Below are 24,236 nucleotides of genomic sequence, written 5' to 3' on the forward strand. Positions count from 1 at the left end.
ACGCTCCGGTCACAGCAACGCGAGCGTGCCGCTGGCAAGCCCGAGTGTCACGACGAGCCGCCCGGCACTGCCGAAGAACGTCGCCGCGCCGAACCGATAGTAGTCGCGTTCGAGGACGGTGAACGCGTAGATAGAGATCGTATCGGGGAAGAACGGAACACAGAGTGCGAGCGCCAGTCCAACGTAACCGTACTTCCGTGCAAGCTGTACCGTCTTTCTTTCAGACCACTCGACGAGATTGAACCGTGAGCGCTTGATCCAGCGCACGAGTGGGCCGTACTCCTTTGCCTCCTGTCCGATATGGAAGGCGACGAGACTGCCGAAGGCCTTCCCGAGGCCACTGACGAGGATAATCGCCACTATGTTCCCGTTCGTGGAGAGTCCAAGCCGAAGGGTTTCGGCCGGAACCAGTACGACCTCGCTCGGGAGCGGGAGAATGAACGCGATCAGAAACGAGTACACCGCGATGATACCCAGTCCGGTCGGACCGGTGGCCGTACAGACAGCTTCTTCTAGCGGCGACAGTGGGGTACCGGCGGTCGTACAGTCGCCGATGAAGGCAATGAACGATGCGGTCGGTACTACCAAGTCCACGCCTCTCTGTAGCAAACAGGCACTTCTAAACCTTCGTATGTCTTCTCGGGAGCGCTCAATACCAGTATGTTCGAGAGCGGAGACAGCGATTCAGTACTAATCGAGATCCGCGACTTAGCGCCCGCCGAGGGCAGCGATTCAGTACCAGTCGAGATCCGCGACGAACGACCGCAGCATCGACCGCGTGACGTGGGGCATACACACGACACGCATTTCGCCGGCCCCGGTCTTCGAGACTCGCCAGCCCCGGTCCCGGAGTTCGTCTGTCATCGGCATCGAGAGGTCGGCCGCGACAAGCGGGAGTTCGGGGCCGACAACGTCGTGGCCTCGCGCCGACAACTGGTCGGCCAGCCAGTCGGCATTGGCCATCGACGTTTCGTACTGCTGCTCGTAGCCCGTCGGCCACAGCGACTCCATCGCCGCGACGGCGGAGGCCACGCCAGCGCCCGACCGGGTGCCCGTCAGCGTAAGCTGGTCCGTCGATTCCAGATACGGCGTTTCGACGGCGAGTTCGTCAAGCAGCGACCGGTCGCGAGCGAGCAGTCCGCCGGCGGGGACCGCCGCTTGCCCGACCTTGTGGGGGTCGATCGTCATCGTGTCGATGTCCGCGTGGCCGAAGTGCCAGTCGTGGTCGGTAAACGGGAGGTAGAAGCCGCCCCAGGCGGCGTCGACGTGACAGAGGGCATCGACCGTCTCGGCGAGGTCGACGATGGCCGGAATCGGGTCGACGTAGCCGTACTCGGTCGAACCAGCGACGCCGACGACACACACCGTGTCCTCGTCGACGAGTTCCGCCATCGCCGCCATGTCGGCGCGGTAGTCCGTCGCCGGCGCGGTCCGCAGTTCTACACCAAGCACGTCGGCGGCTTTGGTAAACGAAAAATGCGCGTGGACGGGCGCGACCACGTTCGGGTCGTCCGTATCGGCGCGGTTACGGGCAATACGTATCGCCTGAAGATTGGCCTCTGTCCCGCCCGAGGCAACGTAGCCTGCGGGGTCCGAGAGGCCAGTGATCTCACCGAGATACTCGACGGCCTCGCGTTCCAGATCGGCGATGGTCTCGTACGTGCCCGGGTCTCCGGGGTTCGTCGCGAGGAAGCGTTCTGCCGCTTCGCGTGCCGACGGATGCGGCACGGTACACATCGACGAGAGGACGCGCTCGAAGTCCTGTGGCTCTGCCCGCTGGAGCATCTATCGGGTGTATAGCGGGGGAGTGGTTTAGCCGTTGTGCTCGTGCGTGTCGTTGTCTGCTGTTTATTCGTCCTGACGGTAGCACGCTGGCCGGGACGAGCTAGCCGTCCGTACTCAGTACAGGAGTGCGCTTTACCGTCGAGTTACCAGTTCGACGGTCCGATCTTCTTCGTCGCCTTCGCGCGAAAGCCCGTGGGACCGATCAGCGACTCGAAGACGGTCTGGCGCTCCGTATCGAGCGCGCCGCCGAAGGAGCCGACCCGCATCGTCCGATACGTCTCGAACCCCTTGTCGTTGGAGTAGAAGTAGACGCTGCCGTGCAAGAGGCCGTGGATGAGCTCGTCCGACCGCACGTCGCCGGCTGGTCGGTCGAGCTTGACGAAGGCCACGTTCCCCCAGTTGACGACTGCCTCTCGGAGCCCCATCAGGAACGCGATCTCGTGGTTCTGGGGCAGCCCGAACTCCGTCGCCCGTTCGAGGTCGGTCAGCGAGTCGATGACGATGAGCGTCTCTGCGGCGTCGCTCACTCGGTCACTGATATCGGATAACAGTTTCTCGAACGTTTCCTCAGCGGGCTCTCGCTCCGGCGGCTCCGCGTCGGGCTGTTCGATTTCGGTGTCGCTCCGTCGAGCATCGAACAGCGGCTCGGGGACGGGCAACAGCTCCATGAATCGCTGAGAGAAGTCGGCGACGGTCATGTGCTCCGTGAGCGTCTCGAACTGGTAGCCGTCGAGGACGGCGTCGAGTTCGCTGTAGACGTGCTCGCGGTCGTGCGAGAGCGTGATGTAGGTCACCGACTCCGGAATCGCCTCGCTGCGCCGGGCAATACCGTTCGGGACCATCTCGGGGCGGTGTTTCGCGAGCATCAGCGTCGCGAGGCTGGTGTAGGTGAAGGCGTCGCCGCCTGCGTCCGACGCCCCGGCCAGCAGGACCGTGCTCCCGGTCGGCATCCCCCGAACCTGTCCGTCCAGCCCGGGGATGCCAAAGGGAATGTAGGACACACCGGAGCTGATACTCTTGGCTTCCGGCGTCGATTCGGGTGCCATACTGCAACGAAGCGAACGGCGCAAAAAAACCTGCTGGCTACGTCAATCAGCTGCGGTCTCAGCGGACCGATTCCAGCAGCAGCCGCTGTTCGACGCGCTTGACCTCGTGTTGCACGTCACGCACGGCGTCGATGTTCGGCGAGATGGAGGTGACTCCCTCGTCGACGAGGAAGTCGACCATCTGTGGCTTCGAGGCGGCCTGTCCGCAGATGCTCGTTGCCACGTCGTGCTCGCGGCAGGTCCCGATGACCTGGCGCATGAGTTCGAGGACGGCCGGGTGGAGTTCGTCGAAGCGGTCGGCGACGTTGCCGTTGTTGCGGTCGACGGCCAGCGTGTACTGGGTGAGGTCGTTCGTCCCGAAGGAGACGAAGTCGAGGCCAGTTTCGCAGATGTCTTCGATGGACAGCGCGCTCGCGGGTGTCTCAATCATGACGCCCCAGTCGCGCTTCTCGGGGTCGATGCCGACCTCCTGCATCAGCGCCTTCGCTCGCAGGATGTCCTCGGCGTCGGTGACGAGCGGGAGCATCAGTTCGACGTTGTCGTAGCCAAGGTCGTACAGGCGCTCGAAGGCCCGGAGTTCGAGCTTGAACTCGCCGGGGCGGTCGAGCGACCGTCGGATACCGCGGTAGCCGAGCATCGGGTTGTGTTCGCTGGGCTCGTCCTCGCCGCCCTGCAGTTGGCGGAACTCGTCGGAGGGGGCATCGAGCGTGCGGACGCGGACCGGACGCGGGTAGAACGCCTCGGCGACCGAGCGGACGCCCTCGACGATCTCGTCGACGTACGCGCGCTCGCCGTGGTCCTCGACGTAGCGCGAGGGCGTCTTGTCCGTCGAAAGGATCATGTGCTCGATGCGCAGGAGGCCGACGCCGTCGGCCCCCGTCGCGGCGGCCCGTTCGGCGGCTTCCGGAATGGAGACGTTGACCTTGACCTCCGTTCCGGTCATCGGCTTGACGGCCGAATGTGCCTCGACCGGCCCAGCGTCTTCCTGATCGTCAGACGTCTCCGGGACCTTGGCCCCTTTCTCGACCGTGCCTTTGTCGCCGTCGAGCGTGACCGTTTCGCCGTCCCGGAGCTTCTGTGTCGCGTCCTCAGCCCCGACAACGGCCGGGACGCCCAGCTCTCGGGAGACAATAGCGGCGTGGCTGGTCATCCCACCTTCGTCGGTGATGATCCCGTTTGCGCGTTTCATCGCCGGCACCATATCCGGCGTCGTCATCTCGGCGACGATGATGTCGCCGTCCTCGACCTTGTCGAGGTTGTCGAGCTTGTCGACGATGCGGACGACGCCGGTGACCCGACCCGGCGCGGAGCCGATACCGGAGAGCCGAACCGCCTCCGACTGGCTCTCCATCGCCCCGCCGTCGGCGACGCCCGACTTCGCCCCCGGCGGCTGACTCTCGGCTTCGTTGGCCGAGCCGGCGCTCCCCTCAGGGTCGTCGATGGTGGTGATTGGGCGGGACTGCAGTAGATACACCTCGCCCTCGTAGACCGCCCACTCGACATCCTGTGGGGTGTCGTAGTGATCCTCGACGCGTTCGCCGACCTCTAGGAGTCGGTGAATCTCCTCGTCGGAAAGGACGCGCTCGTTGCGCTTCTCCTCGGGGACGGAGCGTTCGATGGTCTCTCCGTCCTCACCCCGAACGCACATCACTTTCTTGTCGGCGACGGTCACCTCGTCGATGGTCTCCGTCTCGCGGTCGATACTGTAGTTGTCGGGCGAGACTGCCCCGGAGACGACCGCTTCACCCAGTCCCCACGCAGCCTCGATGATGGCCGTCGGCCCACCGGTCGAGGGATGGCTAGTGAACATGACGCCGGATTTCTCCGCGTCGACCATCTGTTGGACGACGACGGCGATGTCTACCGCGTCGTGGGCGAAGCCGTTCTCGTTGCGGTAGTAGATGGCCCGCTGGGTGAACAGTGACGCCCAGCACTCCTTGACCCGCTGCAGGAGGTCCGTACGCGAGACGTTCAGGTACGTGTCCTGTTGGCCGGCGAAGGAGGCGTCCGGGAGGTCCTCGGCGGTCGCTGAGGACCGCACCGCAACGTCTTCGTCACCCATCTCGTCGTAGGCGGCCAGCAGGTCCTCGCGGACCGACGGCGGGGTGTCGGTTTCCAGGATCAACTCCTGAGCGCGTTCGGCCGCCTCGGCCAGCGCCTGCGAGTCGTCGCTGTCGACATCGACGGCCTCGAACAGCGACTCGTCGATTCCAGTTGCTTCGATGAACGACCGATACGTGTCGGCGGTAACGACGAACGCCGACGGAACGGGCAGGCCCGCTCCGGTCAGTTCTCCGAGAGACGCCGCCTTGCCGCCGACCCGCGCCAGGTCGTCGGCACCGATTTCGTCGAGCCACAGTGTTGGCATGGACTCACTCGTATCATCTTCAACGACAATTAAGGAAGTTCCGGTTACAGCCAGTGAGGCGACCGTTCTTCACTCGATTTCGAGTGAATCAGGCAGTCACGCCGCCGGTACGGTTCTGCGGTCACGCCTCGATGATGTCGTCGTCGTCGACGACGGGGACAGTCATTGTGCCGTCCAGTGCAGTGACAGCGCGCCCGCCGACCCACACCTCTGTCCCGTCGGTATCGACTGACACCGTGCCGGGGCGGTCACGGAAATGCCCGCCCTCGGCGATGATCTGTTCGATGGTGTCATCGAGCGCCCCGTAGCGGCGGACGAACGCCGCGCAGGCCCCTGACGCCGCCGCGGTAACCGGCTCCTCGGTTCGGTTTCCGGCCCGGAAGGCTCGTCCGTGGAACGTCGACCGGCGCGTCGCGTCGGCACCGACCGTATCGAACGTGAACGGATACACGCCGGCCGCGTCCGCGCGGTCACAGAGTGAGTCGACGGCAGCCACGTCAACGCTGAGATTGCTCAGATGCTCGAAGTAGTTGACCGGAACCATGAGCCACGGCTCGCTCGCGTCGGCCGTCACGAGCGGCAGGTCGGCACCCACGTCTTTGAGCGTGGCCTCGTCGAGTCCGAGCGCGTCCGCGACATCGGCGTAGGGGATGTCGACCTCGGTGATGTCGGCCCGCCCCTGTTCGACCCAGACCATGCCGTTCTGTTTCGTCTCGACGGTGACTTCGCCGGCGGCGGTGGCGACCGTCCACTCGTCGTCGTCGATCTCACCGCGTTCGTACAGCGCCGCGTGCGCCCCGATGGTGGCCGCCTCCGCCCGGTCCAGATCTCCGGTCGGTGAGAAACAGCGAAGCCGGCGGTCGGCGTCTCCCGCTGGCAGGACAAACGCCGTTTCGAGGGCCCCAAGTTCGCTGGCGACGGCCTGCATCTGGTCGTCGGTCAGTCCGTCGGCTTCCGGAACGACGCCGGTCGGTGTGCCCGCCGTTGGCTCCGCGGCGAACGCGTCGACAAGCAACGCCTGTCGGGTATCCATGGCACGGAGTTGTGCTGACCCGCAGATAATCTTTTCCGGAGGTAACCGTCGCCGTCCGACGGTGAATTCCGGTGTGATATGTGCCGATGACCGAGACGCGCCCCTGACGGACGACTTTAGTACAGGGAGCTACCACCGGAACGTATGAGCGAGGACGTCGATCTCCCTGAGAGCCACCCCCGCTACGAGTCGCTTTTGACCCGCCACCGTATCGAAGCGGGTGTCGATCGCGGTATCACCTCCCGACAGGGCCTCATCGCACAGGGCCGCGGCGAGGCCTTCGATTACCTGCTGGGTGAGCGCACCATCGACAGCGCTGACGACGCCGAGCGCGCCGCTGCGGCACACCTACTGTCCGCTGAGCACGCCGTCATCTCGGTCAACGGCAACGCTGCTGCTCTCGTGCCCGGCGAACTCGTTGAACTCGCCGAGGTGACCGGCGCAGACCTCGAAGTGAACCTGTTCAACCGGACCGAGGAGCGCATCGAGGCCATCGCCGACTACCTCCGCGAGCACGGCGCGACAGACGTGAAGGGGCTGACCGCCGACGGACGCATCCCCGGCCTCGACCACGAGCGCGCGAAGGTCGACGCCGATGGCATCGGCGCGGCGGACGTGGTGCTGGTGCCGCTGGAGGACGGCGACCGCGCCGAGGCGCTCGGCGAGATGGGCAAGACGGAACTCGTCATCGACCTCAACCCTCGAAGCCGCTCGGCGGAAGTGGCGACGGTCCCCATCGTGGACAACATCATCCGCGCGATCCCGAACATTACCGAGCACGCCCGCGCCCTCCGTGGCGACCCGGACGCCCAGCGAGACGCTATCGACACCTTCGACGCCGACAGCGCTCTGACCGACGCCGAGCGGACGATTCGGGAGGGAGACCTGGAATGAGCCTGCCACCGTACATCTACGCCGACCGTCGGGTACCAGAGGAGGAGACCGTCAGAGAGACGCTCGATCAGCGGACGATGACCGCTTTCGGCGATGCTGAACAACTGGAACGCCTCCACCGGGTCTTCTATCCGGTGTTCAAAGTCGACTACGAGTACAAGACCGGCAAGGGGAAGCTGCTCGGGACGACGACGAAGTCCGAAACGGCGTTTCTCGACGGCCTCTGGGCGGACAACGACCGGGCAGTCTCGCAGTATGTCGACGACACCGACGCGGTGGTCCGCCGAGCGACCAGCGACTACGACCTCGGCCGCAGCGACCCGGCGCTTGGCCGCTCTGTCCTGCTGCAGTTTCAGGTTACTGACGACGACGCCCGAGTGTTACTGCCCCAGCGCGTCGCGGAGTACCGCGACCAGCAACAGAACGCCGCCTCCGGCACGGCCAACGTATTCCTCCGGAAACTGCGCGAATCCTACGGGCTCCCCGGAGATTTCGACCCCGACGGATTCGACAGCGTGACTGGCGTCGACCGCCTGTATCTCCCCTTCTGGCTTGCCGAGTACCACTCACCCGACAGCACGGACGTGAAGCTCGTCACCTTCCGGGACCCCGATGCGCCGACCGAGGAGCTACAGCGCCACGGCTGGCTCGCGGAGTTTTTGAGCGCCGAACCCCGCCGGCTGGCCGAGTACGGCTACGAAGTCAATCCGGATCGGCTCGAACGGAACATTCGGGAGCGAATCGACCAGTCCGACGAATCAAGTTCGGCCGGGACGAGCGGCAATACCGACTCGGACAGTACCGACGGCGCACCCTCGATAAACCGCGAGCGGCCCTCGGACGACGGGACGGTGGTCCAGCCCGACGGCGTCGACATGGAAGCCGACGGTCTGGTCGACCCGAACCCGTCCCGGAGCTTCGCCGACGTGGGTGGGATGTCCGAGCTCCTGGAGACGCTCAACCACAAGGTCGTCCGGCCGCTGCAGGACCCGAGCGCTTTCGAGGAGTACGGCATCGGCGTCGTCAACGGCGTCCTGTTGCACGGCCCGCCCGGCTGTGGGAAAACTCACGTCGCCGGCGCGCTCGCGGGCGAGGTCGACCACGCCTTCATCGAGGTCACGCCCGCCGACGTGACGAGCAAGTACATGGGCGAACCCGCACAGAAGGTCGAGGAGCTGTTCCAGATCGCCCGCGCGAACGCCCCCTGTATCCTCTTCATCGACGAGATCGACGGCATCGCTGGCGCGCGCGACGGCGACAGCAACATGAACAGCAGCGAGCAGCAACTGGTCAATCAACTGCTCACCGAACTCGAAGGGATCGCCGACGAGGACGTGGTGGTGCTGGGTGCGACGAACCTCGTTGAAGACGTGGACGACGCCATCCGCCGCTCTGGCCGGTTCGACGAGCGGGTGGAGGTCCCCCCACCGGACCCGCAAGCTCGCAAGCAGATTCTGGAGATTCACCTCGCCGGGCGGCCGACAGCGGCCGATATCGACCTCGACCCCGTCGTCGAGGAGACGGCCGGCTTCGCGGCCAGCGACATCGAACTCATCGCCGAGGACGCCGCCCGAAAGGCGCTTCGGGCGGACGCCCCGATCGGGACGGACCATCTCATGCAGGCCGCCACAGAGACCGACACCAGCATTCCGGACTGGGTCGACCCCGAGATGGTCGCCGAAAACGGCGTCGTCCAGCCCGACGGTGTCGACCTGCAGGCCAGTTCGCTGGTCGAGACTGACACGGGACGCGACTTCGGCGACGTGGGTGGGATGGGCGAACTGAAGGACCGGCTCGAAGACACGGTCCTAGACCCGCTTCAGAACGCCGACGCCTACGCCGAGTACGGCATCGACGTGCTCGCCGGGCTGTTGCTGTACGGCCCGCCCGGCTGTGGGAAGACTCACCTCGCCGGCGCGCTCGCGGGCGAACTCGAACATAGCTTCGTCGAAATCAGCCCCGCGGACGTGACGAGTAAGTGGATGGGCGAACCGGCCCGCAACGTCGCCGAGGTGTTCGAGGTGGCCCGCGCGAACTCCCCTTGCGTGCTGTTCATCGACGAGATCGACGGTATCGCCGGCTCCCGGCGCGGCTCGATGAACACGAGCGAGCAACAGCTGGTCAATCAGCTGCTCACCGAACTCGAAGGCGCGGCGGCCGAGGACATCGTCGTGGTCGCCGCGACGAACTTCGTCGAGGACATCGACGCGGCGCTGCGGCGCTCTGGCCGGTTCGACGAGCGGGTGGAGGTTCCGCCCCCGGACGAAACAGCGCGCCGACAGATTCTGGAGATCCACCTACAAGACCGGCCCGTCGCCGGCGACATCGACTGGGACGCCATCGTCGGCCCGACCGCGGGGTACGCCGCCAGTGATCTCGAACTCGTCGCCGAAGACGCGGCGCGCCACGCCTTGCGAGACGGCTCGGAGATAACGCAGACACACCTCGAAACCGCCGTCCGGGAAACGCATTCGAGTATCGCCGACTGGGACGACCGGGATCGCTACCAGGGAGCAAAGGGGACCGCGGATCTGGGGCTTGGGTCCTGAGGCTGAGTCACTCTAGCCCCCCGTCGAGGGCCGTAGCAACCCGCTCGGTGAATGCCGGGGACTCGACAAGCGCGCCCGCGGCCTCGATGTCCTCGTAGATCGGCCGGTCAGCCGTCAGCTTCGGGACCACTGTACGGACGGCATCGTAGGCCTCGTCCGACCCGACACCCAGTTCGAGGTCGTCGTCGACGAAGTCGGCGGCCTGCGCCCCACAGCATAGCTCGACACCGAGAATCGCGGCGGTGTTTCGTGCCGCTTTCCGGGCAAGATAGGCCGACTGCGCGCTCATGCTGACGTGGTCCTCCTGATTGCCGCTGACGGGGGTGTTGTCCATCGACGGCCGACCGAAGGACCGACATTCGTTCAACAGTGCCGCGGAGGTGTACTGTGCGATCATGTAGCCCGAGCGGACGCCGCTGCGCTCGGTGAGAAACGGCGGGAGGTGTGGCTCCTGCAGATTGGGGTTGAGCATCCGGTCGGTCCGGCGCTCCGAGATGGCCGCGAGTTCGGTGAGCGCGTTCGTCAGATAGTCGAGGCGCATAGCGAGTACCGCGCCGTGGAAGTTCCCGCCGGACAGCACGCCCGCGCTGTCGGAGCCGGAGGCCCGGTCGTCGACGCTCACAGCGCCTGCCTCGCGGCCCGCCTCTTGTCGGTCGCTCCCGCTCGCTTGGTTCGAGGACTCGCCGTGTTCGTCCTCGCGGGGGAACACCAGCGGATTGTCGGTCGCGCTGTTGAGTTCCACCTCGACGGCCTCCCGGAGGTGGGCGACGGCGTCGCGAACCGCGCCGTGGACCTGCGGCAGACAGCGCATCGCGTAGGCGTCCTGCACGCGGTCGCAGTTGCGGTGGGACTCGACCACATCGGAGTCGGCCGTCAGCCGCCGGACGTTTCGCGCACTCGCGGCCTGGCCAGCGTGGGGCCGGACGGCAGTGATGGCTTTGTGGGACGGCACTGTCGAGGAGAGGGTCACCTCCGTCGTGAGCGCGCCGGCGACGTCGGCGGCAGTGACCAGTCGCTCAGCGTCGTTGAGCAGGAGCGCGGCGACGCCGACGGTCAGTTGCGTCCCGTTGATGAGCGCCAACCCCTCCTTGGCACGGAGCGTCACCGGTTCGAGGCCGGCCGCGCTGAGCGCCTCGTCGCCGGGGAGTCGCTCCCCCTCGACCTCGGCTTCCCCCTCGCCGATGAGTACCAGCGACATATGGGCGAGCGGGGCGAGGTCACCGCTCGCACCGAGGCTGCCCCGCGACGGGACGACCGGGTGGACATCCGCGTTGAGCATCGCCACTAGCAAATCGACGACGGATTCGCGGATGCCCGAATACCCCTTCGCCAGCGTGTTCGCCCGCGTAACCATCATCGCCCGGATCTCCTCGGTCGTCAACTCCCGGCCGACCGCGGCGGCGTGGCTCCGCAGGAGGTTCCGCTGGAGGTCATCGAGGTCCTCGCGTGGGATGCGCTCGTCGACGAGGTCGCCGAAACCGGTGGTGACGCCGTACACCGCCTCGCCGCTGTCCAGCACGCTCTCGACGCGCTCGCGGGACTCGCGGATTCGCTCGCGGGCGGCCTCGGCAACTGTGACAGTCGCGCCGTTCCGGGCGACGGCGACCACGTCGGCGGGTGTGAGAGATTCGCCGTCGAGGACGACTTCGGCGGTCATGGTTGCATCTCCCGCTGGTATGACTCATGTGTTGGGGTGCTGACGACCGAGCCGTCTTTCAGGACGGTGTCGACGACGTTGGTCCCGTACTGGTACGGAATGTGGACGTGACTCGGCGCGGCAAGGACGACGGCGTCACCGGGCGCACCCTCGCGGAGCGTCCCCAGTCCATCAGTCCTGTTCAGCGCGAGCGCGGCGTGTTTCGTTCCAGCGATTAGCGCTTCGGCCGGCGTCAGTCCCATCTCGACGCAGGCCAGCGACAGCGCAAAGCCCATGCTGTGGCTGTGGCAGTTCGGATTGAAATCCGTCGCCACCGCAACGGGCGCACCACGGTCGCGGAACGCCGCTGCGTCCGCGTACGTTGCGCCGAGACCGAACGCCGTTCCGGGGAGCAACACCGGCGTCACGTCGGCGTCGACAAGCGCGTCAATGTCTTCGCTGGTCGCGTGCAGGAGGTGGTCGGCACTGGCCGCACCCACGTCCGCCGCCAACTGCGTCCCGCCGATGTGCGCCAGTTCTTCGGCGTGGACCTTCGGCGTCAGGCCGGCGGCCATGCCCGCTTCGAGGACCTGTCGGGACTGCGCGACCGAGAAGACCCCCTCCTCGCAGAACACGTCGCAGAACTCGGCAATGCCCTGTGACTCGACGGCTGGAATCTGCTCGTCGGCGACCGCCGCGGTGTAGTCGTCGGTGTCCCACCCCTTGGGGACCGCGTGTGCGCCCATGAACGTCGGGACCACATCGACGGGATGGACGGCATCGGCGCTGTCGATAACTCGGAGCATCCGTAGCTCTGTCTCCGTGTCGAGCCCGTAGCCGGACTTCACCTCGACTGTCGTCGTCCCGTGGGCGAGCATGGTGTCGAGATGGGCCAGCAGGTTCGACAGCAGCGTTTCCTCGTCGGCGTCCCTGACCGCCCGGACCGTTCGGAGGATGCCGCCGCCTTCGGCGAGGATATCCTGATAGGACTTCCCGCGCAGTTTGGCGGCGAACTCGTCAGAACGGTCGCCGGCGAACAGCCCGTGGGTGTGGGGGTCAACGAAGCCCGGCACGACGGCCTGCCCGCTCGCATCGATAGCGTGACTGGCACTCTCCGGCGGGTGCTCGGCGGTTACCTCCGCCGTCGGACCGACAGCCGCGACCGTGCCGTCAACGATGGCGACCGCGCCATCCTCGTAGGTCTCCAGCCCGCGGCCGTCCGCCGTCGGGCCCGCGACGAGTTCGTCCGCGCCGTAGACCACGGCGTCGAGGGCTGTCATCGGTCACCTCCCAGGCCGCTGAGGAAGTGCGCGACGGCACGGGCCCCGGCACGCGCGGTCCGGTTCCCGGAGTCAAGCGGCGGCGCGCATTCGACCACCTCGAACCCGGCGATACGGTCGTCCGACGCGACACGACCCAGCATCCGGAACAGTTCTCGTGTCGAGAGGCCGCCCGGTGTCGGTGCACTCACGCCCGGGGCGGCCGCGGCGTCGAGCACGTCGAGGTCCAGACTGACATAGACGGCGTCGACGTCGCCGAGCGCGTCGAGCGCATCGTCAGCCGCGCCAATGGGGTCGCCGGCCACCGACTCCGGCGGCAGGACTGTTCCACCCTGCTCGGCGAGGTAATCGTGGTACGCTGTCGAGGTTTCGAAGTGGCGCGCGCCGACGACGGCCAGCGTGTCGAGGCCCGCATCGTGGAGCTGACGGTACGGCGTCCCGCTCGTCGGTTCGTCTTGCACGGCGCGGCAATCGAGATGGGCGTCGAAGCTGACCACGCCGACAGTGTCGTCAGATACAAGCGGCACGGCGTTCGGGAACGTCAGCGAGTTGTCGCCACCGAGAAAAACCGGTATTGCGCTCGTTGCGTGGATCTGAGCTGTTACCGAACGGACGGCACGCTGGACCTGTTCGACATCGCCAGCCGGAATCTCGGTGTTACCGAGGTCGGCGATTGCGTGGACCGGCCCACGTTCGATGTGATGGGTCTTCGTTCCGCTGAGTTCGCGCCGGAGGGCCGCCGGGCCGGCACGCGCCCCCCGTCGTCCGATGACGGCCCCGTCGTACGGCTCGCCCACCAACACAGCGTCGTACTCGTCAGCGGTCGTGAGCGTCGCTGTCTCGACAATGTCACCGAACTGCTCATCGTTTGGGTCGCCGGATGTGCCGGTCCACGGCGACGGGTCTGTCAGGTCCGTCATCGGTCGCGGTTGCGGTCGCGCATCGGGACAGCCACGTTGTTCTCGTCGGCCATATCCTGTGCGATCTCGTAGCCCGCATCGGCGTGGCGAATAACACCCATCCCGGGGTCGGTCGTGAACACACGGCGAGCCTTCTCGGCTGCGAGATCAGACCCGTCGAGGACGACGTGGTTGTTCGTATGAAGGGAGTTGCCGATGCCGACGCCGCCGCCGTCGTGGACGCTGACGATATCTGCGCCAGCCGCACAGTTCAGCAGGGCGTTCAGAATCGGCCAGTCGGCGACGGCGTCAGTTCCGTCTTTCATCGCCTCGGTTTCGCGGTTCGGCGAGGCCACGCTCCCGGCGTCCAGATGATCGCGCGTGACGACGACCGGCGCGGAAATCTCTCCATCGGCGACAAGCTCGTTTATACGGAGCGCGAGGCGGGCGCGCTCGGTCAGCCCGTCCTCGGTCGCGTACCCCAGCCAGCACACTCGCGAGGGAAGCCCCTGGAAGGACACCTGTTCCTGAGCGAGGTCGATCCAGCGATGGAGGTCGTCTTTCTCCGGGAACAACTCCTTGACTGCGTCGTCAGTCCGATGGATGTCCGCGGGGTCGCCAGAGAGTGCGGCCCAGCGGAACGGCCCCTTGCCTTCACAGAACAGTGGGCGGATGTACGCGGGAACGAACCCCGGGAAATCGAACGCGCTGTCGAGGTCGCGGTGGTCCTCGACCTGCCCGCGGATGTTGTTGCCGTACTCGAAGGCGATAGCACCCCTGTCCTGCAGTTCCAGAATGCCTTCGACGTGTCGTTCCATCGTTTCGAGGCTCTCCGCGACGTACGTTTCGGGGTCGCGTTCGCGGAGACCGTCGGCTTCCTCGACGGTGTAGCCAGCGGGGTAGTATCCTTCCAGTTCGTCGTGTGCGCTCGTCTGGTCGGTCACTACATCGGGGACGAACCCCATCTCAAGCATCTCCGCAAGCATATCCGCGGCGTTCATGTGGATACCGATGCTGTAGGGCTCACCGTTCGCCGCGGCCTCCTGTGCGCGCTCGATAGCCGTCGAGAGGTCGTCGGTCTTCTCCTGACAATACCCCGTCTCGATGCGCCGGTCGATACGGTCCTCGTCGACTTCGGCCGCGATGCAGACGCCGTGGTTCATCGTCACTGCGAGCGGCTGCGCACCGCCCATTCCCCCGAGGCCGCCGGTGACGACAATCTTCCCGCGGAGACCGTCGTTGTCGGGGTAGTGTTCCCGAGCGAGCGCGGCCAGTGTCTCGTAGGTCCCCTGGATGATGCCCTGCGTGCCGATGTAGGCCCACGAACCGGCGGTCATCTGGCCGTACATGATCTGCCCCTTCGCTTCGAGTTCGTGGAAATGCTCCCAGTTGTCCCACTTGCCGACGAGGTTCGAGTTCGCAATGAGGACGCGGGGGGCCTTTTCGTGGGTTTCAAACCGACCGACCGGCTTGCCGCTCTGGACGAGGAGGGTTTCGGTGTCGCCGAGTTCGCGGAGTTCGTCGACGATGGTGTCGTAGGCGTCCCACGATCGGGCTGCACGCCCGGTCCCGCCGTACACGACCAGCTCTTCCGGCTTCTCGGCGACGTCGGGGTCGAGGTTGTTGTTCAGCATCCGCAGCGCGGCCTCCTGTCGCCACCCTTCACACTCGATATCGGTGCCGATGGGCGAACCCTGGTACTCGCGCCACTGTTCCGAGGGCGTCCCCACGTCGTGGTCGGTGTCTGGGGTAGACTGCTGTGCCATACCACACCATTAGTAGAGGACCGTGTTAGCAGGTTATCACCGTTCGGAACTGTTTTTATATGCCTATGTGACTAGCTGACTATGTACGAGGTACTGTTCCGTGTCTACGGTGACGGGGCTTACGAGACGGCAACCGACGGAACCGGCACGCGCATCGAATTGTGGTGTAACGACCACAGCGACCTGCTCCACGTTAGCGGCGGAGAGGTCGGGAACGTCATCGAGCAGGTCCGCAACACCGTTGGTATCGGGGAGCGCCTGGAAAACGGCGACGAGCAGGTGCTGGTGACTGAGGAGTGTCTGAAAGCACAGCTCGACAACAACGTCGAGCGCTTTCTGGCGAACGAAGGCTGTCTGCTCGTCCCGCCACTGAAATACGCCAGTGGCGGCAAGCTCGTCCGGGCACTCGGCCTCAGCCCCGACGCACTGGCGAGGGTGTACCAGTCCCTGGCAGGACAGTTCGACGTTACCGTCGAATCGAAACGTGAAATCAGCTCTGTGACCCCGGATGCACCGCTTTTGACCGTCGATGCGATGCTCCCGGATCTGTCGCCGCGGCAGCGTGAGGTGTTCCTGACGGCCTACGAGCAGGGGTACTACGAACTGCCCCGCGAGACGACGACGGCGGCTGTTGCGGAGCAGGTAGGCGTAGAGCGCCGAACTGCGGAGGACCATCTACGTCGGGCGGAGAAGAAGCTGGCTGACGCGCTGGTCGAATATCTATAGGAGGCCCAGCGCGGCGAGGGCGTGAGTAATGCCGGCGATGAGCGGCACGAGGAGCACCGTCCGCATGACGAACAACGCCACGAGATCCCGAAACCGGATGGGGACGTCACTGAACATGTCCATCATCATCGGGCCGACACTGGAGAAGAAGATGAGCTGAGAGACGGCCAGCACGCCGACGAAGAACTTTGCTTTCGCCGCTGTCTCGGTCACGAGCAGGACGGGGACGTACATCTCGGTGATTCCGACGATGGTCGCCGGCGCGACCACCGCTGCGTTCGGGATTCCGAGCGCAGCGATGACCGGTGTCAGCGGACGACCGAGAATGTCGAAGATCGGGGTATGTGCCGAGAGCAGCGTTGCGGCGAGTCCGACAGCGAGGATGGTGCCCAGGATGAGACTAGTGAGCTTCAGGCCGTCGACGAAGCCCCGCTTGGCTGCTTGCGCGAACGTCTCACCTTCCTTGGCCTTCCCGACGGCCTCGCTGACCGCCAGCCGGACGTAATCCCCTGGCGTTCCGGAGAACGCGAGTTCCGGGTCGGGTTCAGCGATGTACTCTTCGGGAATTCTGGAGATAGGCGGCACCCGGACCAGAATAACACCGGTGACGACGACACAGAAGAAGTACGCCCCGAAGATGAGCGGGAATTTCGGGAGCATATCGAGCGTGGCGGCGACGACGCCGACGAAGCCGATTGACACCGTCGAAAAGCACGTCGCGATGGTAAACACGTCGCGCTTGTGGTAGCCACCGGCTTCGAAGACATTGCGGGTGACGTAGAGGCCGACGCTGTAGGAGCCGACCCACGATGCGAGACTGTCCAGTGCAGCCCGCCCCGGGACTCTGAAAAGCGGGCGCATTACCGGCCTCGCGAGCGTTCCGACGAACTCCAGCCCGCCGAGTTCGACGAATATCGTGATGAAGATGGCTCCGATGGGGATGATGATGCCAACGCTGTACACCAGCGTTCCCCACATCAGTCCGCCGGTACTGGGTGTGTGGAGCCACTCGGGCCCAAGCTTGAAGAACATCACCGGCGCGATGAGCACGCCGGCGACTCTGAGTGCCCAGAAGACTCCCGATGTCTCGAATGATGACAGGTCGTACCCCGCGACCTCGCCGTCACTGGTCATCGCGAGCGTCGTCAGTATCCCGCCGGCGAGGATGATGCCCAGCGAGTAGACGCCGACGGCATCCGGGAACGTCCCGGTTATGTTGCTGACGACGATGTCGAACGGGACTGTAATCTCACCCTGATACGGGACCGGCAGAAGAAAAAACACCCCACCGATGAGAAACGCGATCAGGAACTTCAGCACCGGCCACGCTTCGTATTCGTGCAGGTCGATATCGTCGATGTCCCTTGCCGCTGGTTCAGTGTCGACCGTGTACGTGTTGCCTGTTTCGGTAGACATTACCACACAATACTCTCATTTGATAGTTAGTCCTGAAACCACCGTGTGGAAGCATTTTTATCAGTGTCTACGCCAGCGACCGTGCGCGAGATTCAGCAAACAGACGAGGCCATCAGAACGACTATGTATCACCAATGAATATCACTAGGTGGTATGAGCGATTCCGATTCATTCGAACAGTTCAGCGACGTCGGCGAGGCGGAAGTCACACGCGCAATCGGGCAGGAATGGACCGAGGAGTTCATGGACTTCTCGGACTCCGATGTCATCATTGTCGGCGGCGGCCCATCGGGACTGATGGCCGCGAAGGAACTCGCCGAGCGCGGCGTGCAGGTGATGGTCGTCGAGAAGAACAACTACCTCGGTGGCGGCTTCTGGCTCGGCGGCTTCCTGATGAACAAGGTCACTGTCCGCGACCCTGCCCAGCAGGTGCTCGACGAACTCGAAGTCGACCACAAGCAGTCCAAGGACAGCGAGGGCCTCTACGTCGCCAACGGGCCGGAGGCCTGTTCCGGCCTCATCAAGGCCGCCTGTGACGCCGGCGCGAAGATGCAGAACATGACGGAGTTCACCGACATCGTCATCCGCGAGGACCACCGCGTCGGCGGCATCGTGATGAACTGGACGCCGGTCCACGCGCTCCCCCGCGAGATTACCTGCGTCGACCCGATTGCCGTCGAGGCCGACCTCGTCATCGACGCGACGGGCCACGACGCGATGGCTGTCAAGAAACTCGACGAGCGCGGCGTCCTGAACGCGCCGGGCCTCGAAGACGAAGCCAGCGGCATGGACCAGACCGACGACGACACCTACGGCGCGCCCGGCCACGACTCGCCCGGCCACGACTCGATGTGGGTCGGCGAGAGCGAGGACGCTGTCGTCGAACACACCGGTCTTGCCCACGACGGCCTCGTCGTTACTGGCATGGCCACCGCGACCACCTACGGCCTCCCGCGCATGGGGCCGACGTTCGGTGCCATGCTTGTCTCCGGCAAGCGCGCCGCACAGGTCGCGCTTGATGAACTTGAAGTCGACGCCGAGCCGGTCGACGTTACGAGCCGCGACGCAACCCCCGCTGACGACTGAAAACCCTCCCGCACCTCGCTAATTCTTAAACGTCTGTCTTTTCCCGACTTAGTTACTCATTCAGGCTATAATATCGCATTAATACAAACAATTATACAAGCGTGCGACAATTGTGTTAGTGATTATCAACCAATGCCCGAAGAGATGCAGCGAAGCGACAACCACGAGCCTGACGAGCCAGTCGGCGGCGAAATCGCAGTCCACCTCTGGAGTCGACGGCCGGTTTGTGGTCCCCGAACGACAGCTATCGACCGGTTCACAGAACTCGCCGCAACGGGAGTTGTCGATGATTTCGATATCCAGACGTGGCCCGAGGAGATTCCCGTGTCCCAGCGGAGCGAACACGGCGAGGTGCTGGAGACTGTCGACCAATACGAACAGTGGGCGACCGAACGGGGACTGAGTCTCCGACCGCCCTTCGAGACGCGGACCTCATCGCTACTGGTCGGCGGCAGCACGGAGGTGCTGCGACTCCCGATGATAGCCGTCGCCGTCTATGCGGACGATGACCTAGTCGGGGTATACCCGTGTACGGACGGGGAGACAACATGGTCCGTCACCGATTGCATCGACGCACTCACGACGGATCCGGCCGGGCTTCCCCACCAGTCCGAGTCCTGATACCTCCTCGGGACGACACACTCTGTTACCGATGGCGTCCAGTATAGCGCTGCTTTGCCGAGACCGTCCTTGATTCTGGAGCGCCTGATTGACCTGTCCACTCTAGTTCTCTACTCTGGCGACTGCTCAACAGAGGAGAGTCCCCGAGACACAAACGGTATTACTGACCGATACCACTGACAAATATAATGGAGTCTGTGACGCTGTACCGCGCTCCGACAGCGGTCGCCGACACCGACGCCATCGCCGACTGGCTCGACGCGCGGGTCGAGGCTACTGTCTCCGTCCGGGACCGGTTTCTGTCGCTGTACGGCGAGTCGGAACTGGCGGAGTCGTTCGCCGAGGCGCGAGTACTCTCGCCATACGACCGCGAGACCGGGAATACGATGCTGGGTATCGTCCGGTACGAGGAACGAGCGCTAGAGTCGCCAGAGCGGGCCGGCGGCGTCATCTACGACGGGCTAGCGATCCAGCGAGCGCTCCACGAGCGAATCCCCGAGTCCGAGCGGTCACTCGACCACCTCCACGTCCCGCTGCTGGACCGCGTCGTCGGGACTTGGGGCGACCACGACGGTCGCTGGCACAAGCGCGTGAACGTCCTCGGCCAGCCCGCTATCGTCTCGGTGCCGGGGCTCTACGAGGCCCCCGCAAAACCCGAGCAGTACTACAAGGAACAGCAGAAACACGCCCTCCTCTCTGGGGGCGCACCGCCCCGGGAGGTACTCGAAAACGAAGTCGAAGGCGAGTTCCTCGTCGAGGACGACCCGCGGACGACCGACGCGCTCAAGGGGTACGTCCTGCAGGCCTGCCACTACCTCGACACCGGCGAGCCGTTTTGCGACGAAGAGACCTGCCGGCTCCACAACCCCCACCGCCAGCCCGGCGTCGTCGCCGCACAGCTACGGGAACCAGAATTCTGTCCGAAGCATGCCGAGCGGTATCGGCCATAGCGATTCGGCCCGTGCCCGTCAGGGCACAGTCCCGCTCAGCAGGCCGAGGTATCCCCCAGCGAAGGTCTCGTACCGCCTGTCGACGGTCCGCGCCGCGAGTCGCTTGCGGGCCGCCCGAACCCGCTGCTCGAACGCGCTGGCGTGTGACCGCGTGGAGAGCCGCGTCCCCGGCGCGGAGAGGCGGACGAACCCCTCGAACACGAGATTTAGCGGCGCCGCGAGAACGCTGGGGCTCCGCTGGAAGTTCAGCAGGGCGACACGGCCGCCGGAGGCGACACTGTCACACCACGCGTCAACCGCCGCCGCAGGGTCTTCGAAGATACCGGCGACGAACGTCGCCAGAACGGCATCGGCCTCTCGAATCGGTGGACGGGCGGCATCGGCCTGCACGTAGTGTACGCTCTCGCCCGTCCGTGCGGACCGCTCGCGGGCGCGGTCGAGCATTTTTTCCGTCACGTCGATGCCGACGACTCGACCCGCCGGGGCGACTCGCTCGCGGAGATGGGGGACGTTCGCGCCCGTGCCACAGCCCATCTCGACGACGGTGTCGCCGGGTGCAAGCGCCAGCGAGTCCGCCGCTCGGTCGCGCCAGGACGCCACACCCGGCGCATTCGCTACCCAGTCGTACACTTGCGCCCACCGGCCGTAGAACGATTGCACGTCGGTCACAGGATTTCGCGCGCCGTCTCGGCGACCGATACGGCGTCGTCCCCGAGCAGGTACACCACCGGCTCGATTCCCATCGCGCCAGTGTGATAGAGCACGTCGGCCCCCGGGTCGTCAGCCAGCGCAGCCGCGACGGCCGGTTCGACACTATCCTCAGCGTCGAACTCAACGACGGTCCGGCCCGTGTCCCGTAGCGCGGTCACGACGCTCTCGTCGTACCGGACGTTCAACACCGCGCAGGCATCGCTCCCAGCGGCCCGCGCCGCCAGCAACAGCGTCGCGACGTGCTCGCTGACGCCGAACTCCGGGTCCGCCGGAATGGTTGCTCGCCCTTTCACATCGAGAATCCGTCCCGGAACGGCGGCCACGTCATCGATGCTGTCGGCGTCAGGGAGACACTGAACGAGGTTCGACCCCACCGCCGGGATGAGCGTCGCGAACCCGCTCGTGTTTTCCAGCACACTGAGTCCGCGCCGCACCGAGGCGAGCGTCCGCTCGGCCGTCCGAAGCTGTGAGTCCGGGTCGTGGACGGCGAACTCGTCGTCGTAGTCGCCCAGTTCCGGGACCGCGTCCTCGTGTAGCTGTGCCAGCACGCCGCCCTGTTCGAGTTCGCGGATGAACACTTCTGTCTCGACCAGCGCCTGAACGGAACTCATATCGCCGTCGGCCAGCCCGTCGGCCAGCCGCTCAACCAGCTCTTCCAGCCCGCGGTGGGCCAGCAGGTCCTCGTGGCGCGCCACGTCGCCGTGGACGTACTTCGACACCGCGCTCTGGCTGATTCCCAGCAGGTCGGCAACCTCGGACTGCGTCAGCCCGCGCTCTCTGAGAGCGTCGGCCAGCAGCGAGCGAAACGTCGGCAGGAAGTCATCGACGACGATTTCCTCGATGAACCGCATCTATTGGTCGCCTCCGAACTCGCGATCTCCCTGTATCTTGCTTGCCTGCGGCCCAGACTGTCCCTGGTACTTCGAGCCGCGCTCGGCCCCGTACGGGCGGTCGGCGGGGGTCTTGAGTTCCGTGAACGTGAGCTGCGAGATTCGCATCCCGGGCGTGAGCGCTACCGGCGCGGTGCCGAGGTTCGACAGTTCGAGCGTGATTTGGCCCTCGTACCCGGGGTCACACAGGCCGGCCGTCGCGTGGACCACGATCGCCAGCCGGCCCAGCGACGAGCGTCCTTCGACGTGGGCGATGAGGTCGTCGGGGATGGCGACCCGTTCGTGGGTCGTCCCAAGCACGAAATCACCGGGGTGGAGGATGAACTCCCCGCCCTCCTCGATGACGGTTTCCTCGACGTAGTCGGCGACTTCGTCCTCGGAGTTCGGGTGGATACAGGGGATGTTGGCGTGCTGGAACTCCAGGAACTCACGACCGAGACGGAGATCGACGCTGGCGGGCTGAATCTGGATGTCCGGGTCGTCGAGCGGCTCAACGACGAGGTCACCCTGCTCTAGCCGTCTAAGGATATCCGCATCTGAGAGTATCATGAGAGTGGCGTTTGCGGCCGCGGGCCTAAACCTCCCGGTTCCGGCCCACGCCCGACCGCACAGTGGGTTCGGCGTGAGAGCACTCGGTCCGCTACGGCTTCCGTTGTCGGCCGACAACCGTCATACCGAGCAGCGTCCCGCCGAATCCGAACAGCACGAGCGCCGACCGCCGCCCTGCCGACGAACTCGGCCCGCTGGTGGGCTGTGGGATACTGATGGTCAGCGTCCCGGTCTCGCCGGCGGTGAAGTTCCCGCTTGTGACCGTCTGCAGTTCCTGCTGGGGGACTTCGGAGTAGTTGAACGGTCCGGGCAGGGTGAAAGCCGCAAGGTGGAGCGTCCGGTTTGGCCCATCTTCGGGCACCGTGAACTCTACCGTGACCTGGGTCGGGTCGTCCGGATCGTCGAAGGTGAACGAATTGCCGGTGATGGTGACGTTCTGCAATTGACCCGGTCTGTTCTGGTGGAGGACGGAGGGGTTCTGTTTGACGCCGTCCTCGGAGTTCCCGAGTGCGGCCATCAGGTCTCGGTCGTTCTCGCCGTAGTACGGTGGGTCAGGCGGCTCCTCTCCCGGTCCGAAGTCCACCTGCCAGTACACCGTTTCTTCGGGGGTCTTTGTCGGTTCTTCAGTTGGTTCCTCGGTGGGTTGTTCAGTCGGCTCCTCGGTCGGTTGCTCGGTAGGCTCTTCAGTCGGCTCTTCGGTGGGCTGTTCAGTTGGCTCCTCGGTCGGTTCTTCTGTGGGTTCTTCGGTAGGTTCCTCGGTTGGCGTCGGCGTTGACGGCACTGTACAAAACGCCAGGAAACTGATTCCCTGTTCTGATGTGGCCGTTCCCGTCGTTGACGGCGGATCCAGTTCGCTGGCCTGGTTTATATCGCTCCCGCCACCGGACTTGACGACCTCGACATTGACAGGGGTCTGTGAGGTCCACTCAACCTCTGTCGGCCCATCGGACGGACCCCCATCGTACGCTATCACATTGAATGTGACCTCATCGCTTGCTCCTTTCTCGAAAACGAATCCGTACCCGTCGTCGGTCGAATCCCAGTTGTACTTCGCCAACAGGTTCTCACCCGGGGCGCAGGGCTGGGACGGGCTCCGGTCGTCAGTTTGTACTAGCATTGACTGTGCCGCCGGAGTGACCTGTCCCAGTCCGACGCCGGCGACGGCGACTGTCGTCCCAACGACGAACAGTGTAATCACAGCCATGACGGCGACGAATAGGATATCGAGTCCTCCTGACTCGTCACTCATTGATAGACTCCCTGGCCGATGTTCGTTCCGGACTATACAGCCACCCGCCCACGTTACTTCCAATTGACAGTTTCGGAGGCATCAGTCATTACTCGCAAGAGGTATCTCTTCGTTAGTACCCAACTTATGACGGTAGGGCGACACTTCTTCCCGTGTATTGAGAGAAGATGATACGCCGAGTGCAAATACCGTGGCCGACACCCGGCGTTAGCTCCGCCAAAGACGAGGCTGAGGCGGTTTAGGAGCGTTGCGAACGCTATTGAGTCCGCACTGAGAGCTATGAATCTCGGACGCACCAGCTGAAAAATCGTTGCGGATGTGCTCGGCCACGGCGTATGTACTCTGTGGTATGTGCAACCGTGGAGGGAGTCCGACGGGAGTTTAAGTACGGGTGGCCATGTAATCATATGAAGCAGGCTATCGTCGCCCGGACCGACATCGGCATGGGCGAGGGCAAACTCGCCGCCCAGGTTGCCCACGCCTCATTGTCGGCCTACGAGGACGCCGGCCCGAAACCCCGGAAAGCCTGGAAGGGCGCGGGGCAGAAGAAAGTCGTCCTGAAGGCCACCAGCGAGTCCGAGCTGTTCGAACTCGCGGACGTGGCCGAGCGCGAAGGCCTGCCGCATGCGGTCGTCCGGGATGCCGGCCACACACAGCTCGATCCGGGGACTGTTACGGCACTCGCCGTCGGCCCCGCCGAGGACGAGCTGGTGGACCGCGTCACCGGCGACCTGCCGCTGTTCTGAGGGCAGCGGCCCGCGATACGGTTATATAAGAGCAAC

The 24,236-nt window shown here is 65.0% G+C and carries 21 protein-coding genes; 7 read left to right on the forward strand and 14 right to left on the reverse strand.

The genetic code is table 11. The features are described from left to right. Positions 1-9: 9 nt before the first annotated feature. From C443_RS16660 to C443_RS16680, 5 genes are all read right to left on the reverse strand, one after another. Positions 10-594, reverse strand: coding sequence for a YqaA family protein (locus C443_RS16660; protein WP_005537836.1), 585 nt, complete (start codon positions 592-594; stop codon positions 10-12). A 138-nt stretch (positions 595-732) separates the two neighbouring features. Continuing rightward, positions 733-1,785: a tyrosine decarboxylase MfnA gene (gene mfnA / locus C443_RS16665; RefSeq protein ID WP_005537837.1), complete on the reverse strand. Its 1,053-nt coding sequence runs from the start codon at positions 1,783-1,785 to the stop codon at positions 733-735. Positions 1,786-1,928: 143 nt separating this feature from the next. After that, entirely contained in the window at positions 1,929-2,831 is a 903-nt protein-coding gene (locus tag C443_RS16670; protein WP_005537838.1) for an RAD55 family ATPase, read from the reverse strand. A gap of 58 nt (positions 2,832-2,889) precedes the next feature. After that, on the reverse strand, positions 2,890-5,199 hold the full coding sequence (ppsA, locus tag C443_RS16675; protein WP_005537839.1) for a phosphoenolpyruvate synthase: 2,310 nt from the start codon (positions 5,197-5,199) through the stop codon (positions 2,890-2,892). A gap of 121 nt (positions 5,200-5,320) precedes the next feature. Further along, positions 5,321-6,232 carry a PhzF family phenazine biosynthesis protein gene (locus C443_RS16680; protein ID WP_005537840.1) on the reverse strand — a complete coding sequence of 304 codons (912 nt, stop codon included), beginning with the start codon at positions 6,230-6,232 and terminating at the stop codon, positions 5,321-5,323. Positions 6,233-6,376: 144 nt separating this feature from the next. Here C443_RS16680 and C443_RS16685 point away from each other — a divergent pair, with 144 nt between their 5' ends. Together C443_RS16685 and C443_RS16690 are read left to right on the forward strand one after the other, a co-directional pair. Next, entirely contained in the window at positions 6,377-7,126 is a 750-nt protein-coding gene (locus C443_RS16685) for a 4-phosphopantoate--beta-alanine ligase (protein ID WP_005537841.1), read from the forward strand. Continuing rightward, the gene (locus C443_RS16690) at positions 7,123-9,675 is read left to right on the forward strand and encodes an AAA family ATPase (RefSeq protein WP_005537843.1); all 2,553 of its coding nucleotides are present in this window, start codon (positions 7,123-7,125) and stop codon (positions 9,673-9,675) included. The genes C443_RS16685 and C443_RS16690 overlap by 4 nt, the downstream gene beginning before the upstream one ends. Positions 9,676-9,682: 7 nt before the next feature. Here the strand turns inward: C443_RS16690 and hutH are convergent, their stop codons facing one another. Genes hutH through hutU form a run of 4 tightly spaced genes read right to left on the reverse strand, consistent with a single transcriptional unit; the run spans position 9,683 to position 15,256 of the window. Continuing rightward, positions 9,683-11,332 (reverse strand): histidine ammonia-lyase, encoded by a 1,650-nt coding sequence (hutH, locus tag C443_RS16695; protein ID WP_005537844.1) that lies wholly within the window; start codon positions 11,330-11,332, stop codon positions 9,683-9,685. Beyond that, complete coding sequence (gene hutI, locus C443_RS16700) at positions 11,329-12,591, reverse strand: imidazolonepropionase (RefSeq protein ID WP_005537845.1); 1,263 nt, start codon at positions 12,589-12,591, stop codon at positions 11,329-11,331. The genes hutH and hutI overlap by 4 nt, the downstream gene beginning before the upstream one ends. Then, positions 12,588-13,511, reverse strand: coding sequence for a formimidoylglutamase (hutG, locus tag C443_RS16705; RefSeq protein ID WP_005537846.1), 924 nt, complete (start codon positions 13,509-13,511; stop codon positions 12,588-12,590). The genes hutI and hutG overlap by 4 nt, the downstream gene beginning before the upstream one ends. Then, on the reverse strand, positions 13,508-15,256 hold the full coding sequence (gene hutU, locus C443_RS16710) for a urocanate hydratase (RefSeq protein WP_005537847.1): 1,749 nt from the start codon (positions 15,254-15,256) through the stop codon (positions 13,508-13,510). Before hutU ends, hutG begins: the two co-directional genes overlap by 4 nt. 81 nt (positions 15,257-15,337) lie before the next feature. Here hutU and C443_RS16715 point away from each other — a divergent pair, with 81 nt between their 5' ends. Beyond that, entirely contained in the window at positions 15,338-15,982 is a 645-nt protein-coding gene (locus tag C443_RS16715; protein WP_005537848.1) for a helix-turn-helix domain-containing protein, read from the forward strand. Here the strand turns inward: C443_RS16715 and C443_RS16720 are convergent. Continuing rightward, a complete protein-coding gene (locus tag C443_RS16720; RefSeq protein WP_005537849.1) occupies positions 15,977-17,398 on the reverse strand; it encodes a YjiH family protein in 1,422 nt (473 codons plus the stop codon). The two genes, C443_RS16715 and C443_RS16720, sit on opposite strands and share 6 nt — an antisense overlap. A 153-nt stretch (positions 17,399-17,551) precedes the next feature. On the opposite strand from C443_RS16720, the gene C443_RS16725 reads away from it, so the two are divergent. The 3 genes from C443_RS16725 to C443_RS16735 all read left to right on the forward strand — a co-directional run bounded on the left by C443_RS16725 (position 17,552) and on the right by C443_RS16735 (position 20,055). After that, positions 17,552-18,484 carry a sulfide-dependent adenosine diphosphate thiazole synthase gene (locus C443_RS16725; RefSeq protein ID WP_005537851.1) on the forward strand — a complete coding sequence of 311 codons (933 nt, stop codon included), beginning with the start codon at positions 17,552-17,554 and terminating at the stop codon, positions 18,482-18,484. A 132-nt stretch (positions 18,485-18,616) separates the two neighbouring features. After that, positions 18,617-19,105 (forward strand): HTH domain-containing protein, encoded by a 489-nt coding sequence (locus C443_RS16730; protein WP_005537853.1) that lies wholly within the window; start codon positions 18,617-18,619, stop codon positions 19,103-19,105. A gap of 188 nt (positions 19,106-19,293) precedes the next feature. Further along, the gene (locus C443_RS16735; RefSeq protein WP_005537854.1) at positions 19,294-20,055 is read left to right on the forward strand and encodes a DUF7001 family protein; all 762 of its coding nucleotides are present in this window, start codon (positions 19,294-19,296) and stop codon (positions 20,053-20,055) included. Positions 20,056-20,073: 18 nt separating this feature from the next. Here C443_RS16735 and C443_RS16740 read toward each other — a convergent pair whose 3' ends face one another. The 4 genes from C443_RS16740 to C443_RS16755 form a co-directional block, all read right to left on the reverse strand. Then, the gene (locus C443_RS16740) at positions 20,074-20,724 is read right to left on the reverse strand and encodes a class I SAM-dependent methyltransferase (RefSeq protein ID WP_005537855.1); all 651 of its coding nucleotides are present in this window, start codon (positions 20,722-20,724) and stop codon (positions 20,074-20,076) included. Beyond that, positions 20,721-21,617: a thiamine-phosphate synthase family protein gene (locus tag C443_RS16745; RefSeq protein WP_005537856.1), complete on the reverse strand. Its 897-nt coding sequence runs from the start codon at positions 21,615-21,617 to the stop codon at positions 20,721-20,723. The genes C443_RS16740 and C443_RS16745 overlap by 4 nt, the downstream gene beginning before the upstream one ends. Continuing rightward, positions 21,618-22,205, reverse strand: coding sequence for a dCTP deaminase (gene dcd / locus C443_RS16750; RefSeq protein WP_004517118.1), 588 nt, complete (start codon positions 22,203-22,205; stop codon positions 21,618-21,620). Positions 22,206-22,296: 91 nt separating this feature from the next. After that, positions 22,297-23,454 carry a PT domain-containing protein gene (locus C443_RS16755; protein WP_005537857.1) on the reverse strand — a complete coding sequence of 386 codons (1,158 nt, stop codon included), beginning with the start codon at positions 23,452-23,454 and terminating at the stop codon, positions 22,297-22,299. 407 nt (positions 23,455-23,861) lie between these two features. Between C443_RS16755 and pth2 the strand changes: the two genes are divergently transcribed. Further along, positions 23,862-24,200 (forward strand): peptidyl-tRNA hydrolase Pth2, encoded by a 339-nt coding sequence (gene pth2, locus C443_RS16760; protein WP_005537858.1) that lies wholly within the window; start codon positions 23,862-23,864, stop codon positions 24,198-24,200. Positions 24,201-24,236 lie beyond the last annotated feature (36 nt).

Source organism: Haloarcula argentinensis DSM 12282 (genome assembly GCA_000336895.1).
GTDB classification, from domain to species: Archaea; Halobacteriota; Halobacteria; order Halobacteriales; family Haloarculaceae; genus Haloarcula; species Haloarcula argentinensis.